We start from the raw sequence: 13115 nt of genomic DNA, 5'->3' as shown, positions 1-13115 counted from the left end.
AAAAACGCTCAAGCCTTATCTGCGGAATGCGCAGCAAGCCTTGTTTCGAGGTGTGGAATATCCTCACCCCGGGCCGGTTTGCCCAGAAGAAAACCCTGAGCATGCGTGCATCCGCAGACACGCACGAAATTCAGCTGTTCCTGCGTCTCGATACCTTCCGCTGTGGTCGGCATGCCGATTTCCCGTGCCAAAGCCACAATCCCGCGCACCACGGCCGCGGATTCACGCCGATGCACAGACTCCTTCACGAACGAACTGTCGATCTTGAGCTTGTCGAATGAGAAACGCACGAGCGTCGACATGGTTGAGAACCCGGTGCCGAAGTCGTCGAGTGCGAGCCCAATTCCCAACGCGCGGAGCTTCTCGACGTTGTGCCGGGTGACGGTATCGTCACTCAACAACACCGTTTCCGTGACTTCGATATTCAGACGCGCCGGCGGCAACCCCGTCTTCCCGAGAATCGCCGCAACCGTCGACGCAAATGACGCCTCCCGCAATTGCACGGGCGACACATTCACAGCGACGCTCACTGCGTCACGCCATGTGACCGCTTCCGTGCAGGATTGCAGCAGCGCCCACTCGCCGAGTGCAAGGATAAGGCCCGTACGTTCGGCGGTGGGAATGAATGAGGAGGGAGAAAGCTCGCCGCGCGTCGGATGCGTCCAGCGAAGCAGCGCCTCGCGGCCGGAAATTGTGTCGTCGGCGAGATCGACGATCGGCTGGTACTCCATGCGCAAATCGCTGTAAGTCTGCATCGCGCCTTCCAGATCGCTTCGCAGGAGGCTCAAACTTTCGTCGGATGCGTGCCTGACGGCGTCGAAGACAGAGAAGGCACTTTTGCCATTGCGTTTGACGGCGTACAACGCACGGTCCGCGCAGATCAGCAATTGCGGGCCTGTTTTTGCGTGCTCCGGATAGAGCGAGACGCCCACGCTTGCACCGATATGCACCAATGCGTCGCTGAGGGTGAAAGGACGCGCCAGCGTTTTGACGATACGGTCCGCCAGCAAATGGACGTCGCGGGTCAACGCCGTGCCGTCGGTAATGGCGACGAACTCGTCGCCGGCGAGGCGTCCGACCTGATCCCCGGCCGGCAGTACTTCACGCAATCGGATCGCGGCCTCCTGAAGGATCTGATCGCCGGCGGCATGCCCCAGGCTGTCATTGATCGCCTTGAAGCCGTCGAGGTCAATCAGTAGAACCGCGAACCGATGATTCTGCCGCAACGAGCCTGCCGCGGTGCGCTCCAGCAGAAGCTCGGTAATGCGAGCGCGGTTGGGCAGGCCGGTCAGGCTGTCCTGATGAGCGAGCCGATGGCTGCTTTCGCGCGCCAGCAACAATGCAACGGTGTCGCGATTACTGCGCAATGCCACGGTAAAGAACCCCGCCGCACAAAACGGCGCCTGAAACAGCAGCACGAGCTTGCCGGAGCCGGGAGAAAGCGCCGCGCCCCAACCCAGCAACCCGAGAATAAACGAAATCTGGAGAAGCGCCAGCCGGGGGGTGCCTGCATTGCGCCCGGCCAATCCGCCGATTACACCCACCGCGCAAACGTTGCCGAGCAGAAAAAGCGTTTGATTTCCGCTGGTATTGCACAGGAAAGTGCCAAAGCCGAACAGGGCCGCCCAGAGAAGGCTTGCAAAGAGAAAGGCCGAGGTAGGGGTCGGCAGATTACGCGCGCTACGCTGGCAGCACAGCCGGATCAACACGAGACGCGTGATCAGCAGCGCGACCACGGCGCTGCCCCACCACGCGTACAGCGGCCTTGGAATCAGATAGTAGGCGGTTGCGCAGACACTGATTTCGCAAATCGACGCAAAGACAATCGATGCGGTTCGCGTGAACAGATTGGCAAGCAATATTTGCCGATTGTCGGCGCTCAGCTCTTGAGCGGAGGACACCACCCATTTGAAAAATGGAGACCTTGGTTCGCTGAAAGCCATGACCTACGCATTTTTAATGGTTAGTGGGTCGAATCGGACGCGCCTCGCAATTATTACGTAAACACCAATGTCCGTTACAACGCAATTGCGCTGCATTATTAGACACCATAACGCCCATACAGTGGGCAACGCTGCGTCGCCTCCCGTCCGAAGACGTGAGCATCCCTTGCGGATTGCTTCACGCTCCGGCGAAAGAGGCGGTCATTCAGGCTATTTCTACGGGCACCCGTTTTGCCAAAGCGCACATCAGTTCATACCCGATCGTCCCGGAAGCGTGAGCGACGTCGTCGATCTTGACCTGTTCGCCCCATAGTTCGACCTTTGAACCGATCTGCGCATGCAGGCACGGTGCCAAGTCGACAGTGAGCATGTCCATCGACACACGGCCCACCACCTGCGTCATGACGCCGTCGATAGCGATCGGCGTACCCGTCGATGCGTGCCGCGGGTATCCGTCCGCATATCCGCATGCGACCACCCCGATGCGCATCTCGCGATTCGCGGCAAAGGCGCGGCCGTACCCCACCGTTTCCTCCGCCGACAACGATTGCACACCGATCACTTCACTTTTGAGCGTCATTGAAGCGCGCAATCCTACATCGTCAATGTGACGCGACTGACCGGTGGGCGAACCGCCGTACAACACGACACCTGGCCGCACCCAGTCGCGATGCGCCTGGGGATGCCACAAAACGGCCGCTGAATTCGCGAGGCTTCGTTGACCCGGTATGTCTTGAGTCACCGCATCGAAACGATCCATCTGCCATGCCACGTCGCCATCGTCAGCATTCGCGAAATGGCTCATCAACGTGATGTCTGCGATGCCCGGAATCGATCTGGCCTGCTCCCACGCGGCGCGGTACGCATCGGGCCGGAATCCGAGGCGGTTCATCCCGGAGTTCATCTTCAGATGCACATTGACGCGCTCACGTGACGGCGACAGGCGCAACAGATCGAGTTGCTCACGGCAATGCACGGCCATGGAAAGATCGAACTGTTGGGCGATTTGCACGTCGCCTGGCCTGAACACACCTTCCAGAAGAAGGATCGGCTTGGTCCAACCCAACTCACGCACGCGGACTGCTTCGTCGAGGTCGAGCAATGCAATGCCGTCCGCATTCGCGAGTGCCGGGAAAACGCGATCGATTCCGTGTCCGTATGCGTTGGCTTTGACCACGGCCCAAGCCCGTGATCGAGGTGCCCGCTGCTTGACGATGGAGAGGTTGTGACTGACTGCGGCGGGATGAATCTGTGCAACGATCGGGCGTGGCATAGGAGGCGTTGAGGGCTAGTTAGGAAAGGGAATGGATGCCCGTTGTTAAAGACCAGCATTATGGTCTACGGGCAGATTTTTCCACTATCGTATCGAGCCATAACCAGTTTTTGTTACTGTATTGTTCGGATTTTTAGGTTTATTTCTTGGCTGCCGGTTGCTGCTTGAAGTCCTTCCTGCAGGTTCCCGACGTCAATTCCCGCTGTCGCAGACGGTCCAGTCTCAGAACGCGTTTGATCGACCAGGCGCGTTGATCTGCATGGACGAAGCTTTGGCCTGATTCCATCTATTACGGGCCGCTACTGTTGAAGGCTCACGCATTGCGTTATATATAGCCCGATACAACGACACAAAAAATAGATACCTCAAGATCCATGACTCGCTCAATCAATGCCTTTCAGGCGCTCACGCTCGTATCCGCAGGGATGGGAGCAACATTCTCAGTCCATGCTCAAGACGACGGAATCCAGCTCACCCCTGTCGTCATCACCGGGCTATCACCCTCTCCCTACCCGTCATATCAGATCGACCGAACGAAAGTTGGGCCACTAGGCGAGAAGGTGCTTCTTGATACGCCGTACTCGATTAGCGTCGTTCCCTCATCGCTCGCGGAGAATCAGCAACTCCAGAGTGTGCGGGAAGCGTTTCGCTTTGTCCCCACGGTTCAGGGCGAAAATATCCGCCCTCAGACTCGGGGGCTGCAAGCCGGTGTCGTCCAGAACACGCGGGTCGATGGCCTGAATATCGCGGCGACAACAGACTATCCCATCGAGCAATTCGAGCAGATCGAGGTTCTGAATGGCCTCGCCGGTGCCCTGTACGGGCCCGCCAGTCCTGCCGGTACGTTCAACTACGTGCTCAAACGGCCCACCGCCGAGCCGTTGCGCGAGTTCACGTTCGGCTATGCCTCACGCCAGTCGTTGACTGAGCACCTGGATCTCGGCGGACACTTCGGCAACGACGACCGCTTCGGGTATCGGCTGAATTTGCTCAACCAGAACGGTGAGGGATATGTGGAAGGCAGCCGCCTGCGCAGACAACTGGCAAGCCTCGCGTTCGACGTTCGTTTCTCCCCGGACACAAGGCTCGAAACCAATTTCAGCACGTACCACTACCTGTCGACTGGATTCCCAGGAACGTTTGCTTTAGCGCGTAACGTACCCTTTCCCAGTGCGCCTGATCCTACACGCCCGGGCTACGGCCAATCGTGGGCGGGTGACGACAACGTGACCAACATGTTCAGCGCCACTTTGAAGCACGACTTCAACAAGGACTGGCACTTAAGCGCGGGCGTGTTGAGAGAGACGAACGACCGTGCGTCGACCGTGCCGACCAATACCATCACCAGCAAAACAGGCGCCTATACGACGACCACCGCGACGACCACGTACAGCCTGGACACGATCGTCAGCAATACGCTCGCGCTGAATGGCCATACTGAACTCGCAGGCCTGTCACACGACATCTTCGTGTCAAATACGGGCTTCTACTGGAATCGATATACGCCGTTCCAGACGGGGGCGATTACGCTCGGCAGTGCAAGCATCAACGATCCTCTGTCTTTTGCAAAACCCCCGCTGCCCGATTTCTCAAATCGATATCGATCCGTCAACACGGTCCAGCAGTCGATTAGCGTTGGGGACACGATTGGATTCGGCAAATACTGGTCAACGTTACTGGCTGCGAGTCAGAGCTGGATACACACTGAGAACTACAACAAGCAGGGAGCGACGACCAGTAAATACAACGCGGACGGCATCAGCCCGACGGCCAGTCTGATGTTTAAGCCGCAAGACAATATGACGGCGTATCTGACGTACGCTGACAGTCTTCAACAAGGCGACAATGCCCCAGCTGGATCAGCCAATGCGGGCGATAGCCTCGCTCCGTACCGAAGCAAAGAATGGGAACTGGGCTACAAAGTCGATGTGAGCCAGGTTACGCTCGGCGCAGCCCTTTACCGCATCGAGCGACCGTACGCCTATGTAGGCGCGAACAACGTGTTTGCCGAACAAGGTCAACAAGTCAATCGTGGACTTGAATTGACCGCGACCGGCGCGGTGACAAGAGATCTCAACATCTTCACGGGGATCTCGCTACTCGATCCCCGCCTGTTCGACACCGGCTCCGCGTCTACCAGTGATAAACAGATTCTCGGGCTGTCGCGCGTCGTATTCAATGCGCTGCTTGACTACTCCGTGCCGGCCGTCGCCGGCCTCGGGTTCAACATCAACATGAACTACGCAAGTCGTCGACCCGGCAACTATACGAACACCGACTATGTCAACGGTTATACCGTCTTTGATCTGGGCGCGCGCTACAGAACGAAAATTGCCGGCAAATCAGTGACGCTGCGCATTGCGGTCGACAATATCACCAACCGCCAGTACTGGGCCAACATCACCCCAAGCGGACAAAATGGCTACAGCGGCTCCGACAATGGCACAGGCACACTCGGCGCCCTTCGTACCGTCCGTGCGTCGCTACAAATCAATCTCTGATCAAGGACCGACCTATGCCACTTCGCACTCTCGTTGCCATCGTTCTCGGCAGCACCATGGGTATCGCGTGGGCGCAGCAAGCGCCCACCACCGCGGTTGTCACGATCTACGCGGCTGGAAGCATGAGCGGCGCACTCGCCGCTATCACGCAGCAATACACAATGGAGTCCGGCCAGAAAGTTGATCTCGTTACAGGACCGGCCGGTCTTCTACTGAACAGGATCGAGGATTCCGCCAAGGCGGATATTTTCGTTTCAGCCAATATGGCGCATCCGCAGCGCCTGACGGCGGAAGGAAAGGCTGCGCCCACTGTTGTCTTCGCGAGGAATCGGCTTTGTGTTCAGGCCCGCCCGGATGTCGGCCTCACAACGGACAATCTGCTCGACACACTACTTGATCCGAATGTGAAGATCGGCACGTCGACACCGAAGGCGGACCCGGGCGGCGACTATGCGTGGGAGCTGTTCGCGAAGGCTGACTCGGTCCGCCCTGGAGCCAAGCAGATTCTGGAGGCGAAAGCACAGCAACTGGTTGGTGGTCCAGCCGCACCTCAAGTTCCAACGGGTCAGAACCCCGTGAAATACTTTATGATGACGCGGCGTGTCGACGTCTTCATCGGCTATTGCAGTTCTCACGAAACCAAGCCCGATTCGACCCTTGTGCAGGTCGAACTCCCGGCCAATCTCAGCCTCTCCGCCGATTATGGAATGACGGTCGTGGAACTGCCGCAGACCGCGGCCACCCGCAACGCCGCTTACCGGCTTGCCTTATACCTGATGAGCCCGGCGGCACAGGACGTACTCACACGCTATGGGTTCACGCCAGTCGCACGCCAATAGAATCTCGCAGGCTGACGTGCCACAGAAATCGGGGCGGCCAGGGAAAAGATCCACAATCTGCGAAAGGAAATCGCTATGAATCACTCTGCGCTTTCAGGAACAGCGCGAAAAGTTCGGATTGCGATTTTATTTCCAATTTCCCATACATATTTCTTCGATGAGATTTCACGGTTTCGATAGAGATATCCAGCTTGCTGGCTATCCCCTTGTTGGAGTGGCCGCTCAGTATTAGCCTGCCAATATCCATTTCCCTGGCGGTGAGCGGGGTTCCGAGCCGCTCCATCGCGTCTTCCAGACCGCTCTGCCGGTGAGGTGTTTGAGTAGACCCCGCCTTCGTGGCAAGCACGCCTTCAAAGAACATACGTTGACGCATCAGTCCGGCAACCCATGGCCTCATCAGGTCGAACATTGCGATTTGTGCCGGGGTAAAGCGCTTCTTGCTACCGAGCGCCACGCATACGGTCCGTACGTCGTCGAGCACAACCGTGTATTGAACTTCGTCTTCCACGACGTAGTGCGTGAAATAGAGCTTGTAATAGTCGGTCTGGTTAAAGCACTCGGGCGCAACGTCGGATAGGCGAAACAGACCGGTCTTCGGGCTTTCGCGATTGGCGATGTAGAAGGGGTCCAGCAGATAGAGGCCCTTGACGTAGTCCGTGTAGAGCGGATCGGGGCCTTCTCCCTCGAAGGGGTTCACGGCAAGCACGTGCGGACGGTCATCGCTGAATAGCAGCACTACCCAGCTATCCGTGGGGACGTACTCATCCAGCAATCGGATCAGCGCCAGCCAGAATCCCGGGCGATCCAGGGCGTCGATCAACTGGCCGACTGAGCGGTGCCACGCCACATCCTGCAAGCTCAGACTCATGCGCATCCCCCGTAGGTACTAGCTACTCGACGTGATTATTGAAATCATCGATGAGCGCCATACTTCCACGCGCCCTTGCAAGCAGCATTCACTCTTGTCGCCAGGGTTTCGCTTATAAAGGACAGGTTCACCGATGAAGATTGAAATCGTACAATTGGCCGGTCGCGACGGCGACACGGCATACAACTTGAACCGCACGCTGAAAGCCATTGCCGCATGCGCGCCGGATACCGACATAGTACTGTTTCCTGAAGCCCAAATCACTGGATTCCTCGACGCGGAGAACATTTCGTCTCTGGCCGAGCCCTTGAACGGGCCAAGCGTTCAAGCGATCGAAAAGGCCGCACGCGAGCGTGACCTCGCCGTGGTCACTGGTCTGATCGAAAACGACAACGGACGCTTCTATAACACGACCCTGTTCGTCACACCCCAAGGTATATCGCTCAGTTATCGAAAGACCCACTTATGGGTGTCGGAGCCTGGCCTGGTGTTGCCCGGCGATCGATATGCCACGGTGGAGTGGCGAGGCGTGCGCATCGGCCTTTTGATCTGCTACGACATGGAATTTGCCGAAACCGCCCAAGCCCTGACCACGCTCGGCGCTGAACTGCTCCTCGCGACAAACGGCAACATGGAACCTTACGGTTATGTTCACCGAACCGCGCTCACGGCAAGAGCTCAGGAAAACCAGGTATTTGCCGTCATGGCAAATCGGGTTGGCGAAGGCGCGGACGATTTGATCTTCGCGGGCGGCAGCGCAGCAATAGACCCCTTCGGACGCATGCTGTTCGAAGCCGGCAAAGAAGAATGCCGCCATGTTGTCGAACTCGATTTCGCGGCGATCGCGGCCGCGCGCGCGCTCTACGACTACCGTGCAGACCAGCGCCAGCCGTTCCCCGGCGAGGTGAACCAGTATCCCGACGGACGGCGCGAACTGCTGATTCCGTAAGCCGCCGAAAGGTTTGTCGAGTCACGCCTATGCGTCTCCCTCTTTGGGGTTAGCTACTCGACGTGATTATTAAAATTATTGACGAACAGCATACTTGTTTTCACTCCTGCGGCGTCACGCTCATTCGCGGCCGGAGTTTCGCTTACAAGAAAATGATGGAGGAGAGAGTGATGTCGAAGAATTGGATAAACCGTTTGAAGACGGTGTGCGCGGCGCTGGCATTCGCCGGGGTCGCCTGGCACGGGATACCGTCGGCACAAGCAGCCGACCAGGTCGTGAATGTCTATAACTGGGGCAACTCGATCGGCAAGGACACGATCGCGAACTTCGAGAAGGCGACCGGCATCAAGGTCGTCTACCAGGAATTCGATTCGAACGAGACCCTGCAGGCGAAGCTGCTGTCGGGCACATCCGGCTACGACATCGTCGTGCCGTCCGACATCTTCTGGGCGCGCCAGTTGCAGGCCGGTATCTTCCAGAAGATCGACAAGACGAAGCTGCCGAATTACGGCCTGCTCGACCCTGACATCATGAGGGTTCTTGCAAAGGACGATCCGGGCAACCAGTACGGCATCCCCTGGACGTGGGGCACGGACGGCCTCGGCATCAACGTCGAAAAGGTCAAGGCAGCACTCGGCAACGATGCGCCCCTGAACAGCTGGTCGCTGCTGTTCGACCCGAAGTACGCGCAGAAGCTGAAGGGCTGCGGCATCTCGGTGCTCGACTCGGCCGTCGACACATTCGGCATGGCCCTCATCTATTTGAAGAAAGACCCGAACACGAACAACCCGGCCGACTATCAGGCGGCGTATGAGTTACTCAAAGGGGTCCGGCCGTATATCACCCAGTTCAATTCGAGCAGCTATATCAACGATCTCGCCGGCAGCGATATCTGCCTCGCGCTCGGCTGGTCTGGCGATATCAACTCCGCCCGCATCGCCGCTGCGAGCGCCAAAAAGTCGTATCACATCAAATACGTGATCCCCGAGGAGGGTAGCGCGCTGTGGTTCGACATGATGGCCATTCCCAAAGATGCCCCGCATCCGGACGCCGCGCTCAAGTTCGCCAACTTCGTTCTGTCAGAGAAGGAAAGTGCGAACCTGACCAACGACACGTCTTATCCGTCAGCCGTACCGTCGTCGAAGCCGCTCGTGCGTGCCGAGGTGACCGCCGATCCGGCCGTGTTTCCGTCGCCCGAAGTGATCCATAAACTGAGCCTCAGCAAGCCGATTCCGCCGGATCTGATGCGGCTCATGAACCGGCTCTGGGCAAAGCTCAAGACCGAGTAACCCCTTCCAGGCTTACCCTGCGCGCCCCGCTGCCAACAGCGGGCGGGGGCGTGCTCGTCCCTATGGATCATCGACATGAAAGTCAAACACATCACCGTGCTGTGCCTGCTGGCCTTTGAAGCGGTCGCGGCCTTCGCGGCCGAACCGCAGTCCACGTCGGACGCAAACCGCCTGAAGGCGCTGCAGGCGCAGGTCAACGCACTGCAGGCCAACCTCGACTCGCTGCGCAAGACCATCGCGGCAAACGCCGCGCCGGCGGCAGCCGCGAACGCCGGAGCGGCGAACATCGGCCCAGTGAACACCGCAACGGCCGTCGCGCCCGCATCCAGCACGGCGCCTGCGTTCACAAACGACGACGTGCAGCAGATGCGCGAACAGATCGCCAACGCATCGCTCAAGGTCGACACCTTGCAGGAAGCAGCGACAAGCGGCCCGCTCGCCGGGCTGAGCATCACCGGCTACATCGATCCCGTGTACCTGTACAACCGCGCGCAGCACACGGCCGGCTTCCAGTTCCTGAACCACGATCCGGGCATTTACGACTACTACAACAGCACGCTCGGCGACCTCTATCTCGACATCAAGAAGACCTTCGGCGTCGGTCCAATGGCCCCGTCCGCCGAGATCGTGATCCAGCCGAACCGTGGCTTCGGCAGCGTGCTGAGCAACGAGCGCGGCGGCGTCGGCAATAACATCCTCACGCAGGCCCAGGTGTCGGTGCCGCTCAGCACGACGAAGACCTTCGAGACCGGCCTCATGACGAGTCTCGCCGGCTATGAGATTCAGCCGTCCAACCAGATGCTCACGCTCACGCACGGCTTGCTGTATGACTTCAGCGAGCCGGGCAACATGGTCGGCATTGGCTTGAAGGGTTCGGACGCGACGTACACGCATTTCTGGCAAGTGTTGCTTGGCAACGAACAGCTACGCACTGCGGGCGCGATCGTCAACGCCGCCAACAATACGACGAAGAGCAACTGGACACCGACGCTCACAGCCCGCTTCGACAGCGCGACGACGACAGGACTCGATGTCGGCATCTCGGGCACGATCGGCCGGCAGACACTGTTCTCGCCGTGCGCGGCGGCGGGTGAATATGGCTACCAGTGCAACGCGTCATCACCGTTTGGCCTGTATACGTATGTCGAAAGCGATGTGACGTACACGCACGATAAAACGCAGTTCAACGCGCAGCTCGACTACGGTCAATTGCAGAAAGGTGCGTGGAACGGAGGCACCGCCCGCTGGTTCGGCACATCGCTGCTCGGCCATACGAAGTGGACGACGGCGGGAATCGGCCGCATGGGCGCGACGCTGCGCCTCGACTACCTGAACGACACAGCCAACGGCGGTGGCGGCAGCAACATTCTCTACGGCCTGTCCGGTGGCGATCCGTCGGTCAATGGCACGAGCGGCTTCGGACTCGATCCGTCCTGCTTCCAGAATTCCGCCAACAAAGGCATGGAGTGCAAGGGCGCGCAGCACTACGCCCTTACCGCCGATCTTCTGTTTTACCCGACTGACCAGATCATCGTTAAGTTCGAGTACCGCCACGACGGCGCAAACCACCCGGTCTTCCAGAAGAGCGACGGCAGCTACTCGCGTAGTAACGATATCGCGGCGCTGCAGTTCGTCTATACGTTCTGACCGGCAACCCGCTTCACAACCCGCTTCATTTTGATAACCGGCGACCGGCGTGTCGCCGTCCTGTTCGGTGGATTGCGACGCGGCCAGAACCACAAGCGCCCTGACCCACCCGAATAGCGTCATGAGTTCTATCCGGAGATACCGTGCATCAGCCAGCCGACCTGATCATTACCCATGCAGACATCCACACCATGGATGAGACCCTGCCCAAGGCGCAAGCCATCGCCGTGCACGACGGCCGCATCGTAGCCGTTGGAACGAACGAGGAAATCGAGCGCATGACGGATACGCGCACGCGCCGAATCCACGCACAAGGGCGCATGATGTTGCCCGGTCTGCAGGACACCCACGTGCACTTCCAGTTGAGCAGCGCCGATCTGCACCACAACGCGGCCCTATACGACGCGACCACTGTTGACGAGTTGCTGGACATCATCCGGGACTTCGCCGGTCGGAACCCGGACAAACCATGGATTCGCGGCGTGGGCTTTTCGTCCAGCCTGTTCAGTCCGGAAACGCTCACGAAGGAAAAGCTGGATAGCGTAACCGGAGGACGTCCGGCGCTGATGCTGGCGAGCGACCACCACAACGGTTGGGCCAACAGCGCAGCCTTCGAGATTGCCGGCGTGAAACCCGGCAGCCCGGAGCCGGAGAACGGCAACTACGTGCGGCTGGCCGACGGCAGTCCCAAGGGGTGGCTGCTGGAGGACGCAATCTGGGCGATGAACCGCATCGCGCCTGGTTATACAGACGACGAATACCTGCAAGCCATGAAGCATTACAGCAAAGCGTTCAATCGCCGCGGCATTACTGGCGTTCTGGATGCCATGGTAAGCCGTAACTATATGAAGAACTACCAGGCGTCCTATGAGCGCGGAGACCTGACTGTCCGGGTGCGTGCAACCTCGAAGATCTTCGCGCACAAACCGTTGGCCGAGCAACTCCAGGAGTTGAAGGACCTGCGTGAGGTTTATCAGGGCGACAGGGTTTCTCTTCACTCGGCCAAGTTCTTTCTGGACGGCGTGCTCGAAAACGGTACTGCCGTTCTGCTCGAGCCGCGCACCGATACTGGCGGAAATGCGGAACTGATGTTCAGCCAGGCGCAGATCAATGAATATTTCGCGGCGTTCGACCGGGAGAAGTTCCAACTGCATGTACACACCATTGGCGACGGTGCTGTGCGCGCTGCGGTGGACGGGATCGAATATGCGCTGCATCAAAATGGCAAGTGGGACGCTCGTCATCAATTAGCGCACCTGCAGGTGGTGAATCCGGCCGATATCTCTCGCTTCAGGGAGCTTGGCATCCTCGCCAATTACCAGACCTTGTGGGCACAACCCAACTCCGCAGCAGATGCGATCGCGGAGGCCATGCTCGGCCCCGAACGCAGTCAATGGATCTTTCCCGTCGGCGCCTTCATCCGTGAGGGTGTGACGTGTATGCTGAGCAGCGACTGGGGTGTCAGTACCTACGATCCCTTTCAGATCATGCAGACGGCCGTCACCCGGCAAAACGCCAAGGCGAGCCCCAGTGATCCCGTTCTCACGCCGCAACATCGCATTGGCGTCGAAGAGGCGTTGCGCGGATACACCATCAACGCGGCTCATGCCGCATGGCGCGATGATTGCACGGGTAGTCTGAGCGTGGGCAAGTACGCCGACCTGATCGTGCTCGACCGCAATCTGTTCAATATTTCTCCGTATGAGATCGGCGAAACCCAGGTATTGCTCACCCTTCTGGGAGGGCAGGAAGTTCACCGCGACCCAGGTTTCGACGCTTGAAATGCAGATTGGGACGACGGAGTCT

Annotated in this window: 9 protein-coding genes; 6 read left to right on the top strand and 3 right to left on the bottom strand. The window is 58.8% G+C overall.

Going from position 1 to position 13115, the window contains the following annotated elements; genetic code table 11:
- Positions 1–8: 8 nt before the first annotated feature.
- Both PQQ95_RS10575 and alr read right to left on the bottom strand, forming a co-directional pair.
- Positions 9–1943 carry a putative bifunctional diguanylate cyclase/phosphodiesterase gene (locus PQQ95_RS10575; protein WP_408437328.1) on the bottom strand — a complete coding sequence of 645 codons (1935 nt, stop codon included), beginning with the start codon at positions 1941–1943 and terminating at the stop codon, positions 9–11.
- 205 nt (positions 1944–2148) lie between these two features.
- Positions 2149–3216, bottom strand: coding sequence for an alanine racemase (gene alr / locus PQQ95_RS10570; RefSeq protein WP_408437327.1), 1068 nt, complete (start codon positions 3214–3216; stop codon positions 2149–2151).
- Between the two features lie 374 nt (positions 3217–3590).
- On the opposite strand from alr, the gene PQQ95_RS10565 reads away from it, so the two are divergent.
- Both PQQ95_RS10565 and modA read left to right on the top strand, forming a co-directional pair.
- Positions 3591–5717, top strand: coding sequence for a TonB-dependent receptor (locus tag PQQ95_RS10565; RefSeq protein ID WP_408437326.1), 2127 nt, complete (start codon positions 3591–3593; stop codon positions 5715–5717).
- Between the two features lie 14 nt (positions 5718–5731).
- Entirely contained in the window at positions 5732–6556 is an 825-nt protein-coding gene (gene modA, locus PQQ95_RS10560) for a molybdate ABC transporter substrate-binding protein (RefSeq protein WP_408437325.1), read from the top strand.
- Positions 6557–6629: 73 nt separating this feature from the next.
- Here the strand turns inward: modA and PQQ95_RS10555 are convergent, their stop codons facing one another.
- On the bottom strand, positions 6630–7424 hold the full coding sequence (locus tag PQQ95_RS10555) for a response regulator transcription factor (RefSeq protein WP_408437324.1): 795 nt from the start codon (positions 7422–7424) through the stop codon (positions 6630–6632).
- Positions 7425–7557: 133 nt separating this feature from the next.
- Here PQQ95_RS10555 and PQQ95_RS10550 point away from each other — a divergent pair, with 133 nt between their 5' ends.
- From PQQ95_RS10550 to PQQ95_RS10535, 4 genes are all read left to right on the top strand, one after another.
- Positions 7558–8373 carry a carbon-nitrogen hydrolase family protein gene (locus PQQ95_RS10550; RefSeq protein WP_408437323.1) on the top strand — a complete coding sequence of 272 codons (816 nt, stop codon included), beginning with the start codon at positions 7558–7560 and terminating at the stop codon, positions 8371–8373.
- A gap of 170 nt (positions 8374–8543) precedes the next feature.
- Positions 8544–9662, top strand: coding sequence for a polyamine ABC transporter substrate-binding protein (locus tag PQQ95_RS10545; protein WP_408437322.1), 1119 nt, complete (start codon positions 8544–8546; stop codon positions 9660–9662).
- A 75-nt stretch (positions 9663–9737) separates the two neighbouring features.
- Positions 9738–11309, top strand: coding sequence for a DUF3138 family protein (locus tag PQQ95_RS10540; protein ID WP_408437321.1), 1572 nt, complete (start codon positions 9738–9740; stop codon positions 11307–11309).
- 143 nt (positions 11310–11452) lie between these two features.
- The gene (locus tag PQQ95_RS10535) at positions 11453–13090 is read left to right on the top strand and encodes an amidohydrolase (protein WP_408437320.1); all 1638 of its coding nucleotides are present in this window, start codon (positions 11453–11455) and stop codon (positions 13088–13090) included.
- The last annotated feature ends 25 nt before the right edge of the window (positions 13091–13115 follow it).

The organism is Paraburkholderia caffeinilytica, from assembly GCF_046030355.1.
In the GTDB taxonomy this organism is placed as follows: Bacteria; Pseudomonadota; Gammaproteobacteria; order Burkholderiales; family Burkholderiaceae; genus Paraburkholderia; species Paraburkholderia caffeinilytica_B.
Note: the sequence above shows the minus strand (reverse complement) of the source record. Positions and strands in the feature narration are given on the sequence as shown.

Coding starts and splice junctions, on each gene's coding strand:
- PQQ95_RS10575 (WP_408437328.1), bottom strand. CDS start 1,943: ATGGCTTTCAGCGAACCAAGGTCTCCATTTTTCAAATGGGTGGTGTCC.
- alr (WP_408437327.1), bottom strand. CDS start 3,216: ATGCCACGCCCGATCGTTGCACAGATTCATCCCGCCGCAGTCAGTCAC.
- PQQ95_RS10565 (WP_408437326.1), top strand. CDS start 3,591: ATGACTCGCTCAATCAATGCCTTTCAGGCGCTCACGCTCGTATCCGCA.
- modA (WP_408437325.1), top strand. CDS start 5,732: ATGCCACTTCGCACTCTCGTTGCCATCGTTCTCGGCAGCACCATGGGT.
- PQQ95_RS10555 (WP_408437324.1), bottom strand. CDS start 7,424: ATGAGTCTGAGCTTGCAGGATGTGGCGTGGCACCGCTCAGTCGGCCAG.
- PQQ95_RS10550 (WP_408437323.1), top strand. CDS start 7,558: ATGAAGATTGAAATCGTACAATTGGCCGGTCGCGACGGCGACACGGCA.
- PQQ95_RS10545 (WP_408437322.1), top strand. CDS start 8,544: ATGTCGAAGAATTGGATAAACCGTTTGAAGACGGTGTGCGCGGCGCTG.
- PQQ95_RS10540 (WP_408437321.1), top strand. CDS start 9,738: ATGAAAGTCAAACACATCACCGTGCTGTGCCTGCTGGCCTTTGAAGCG.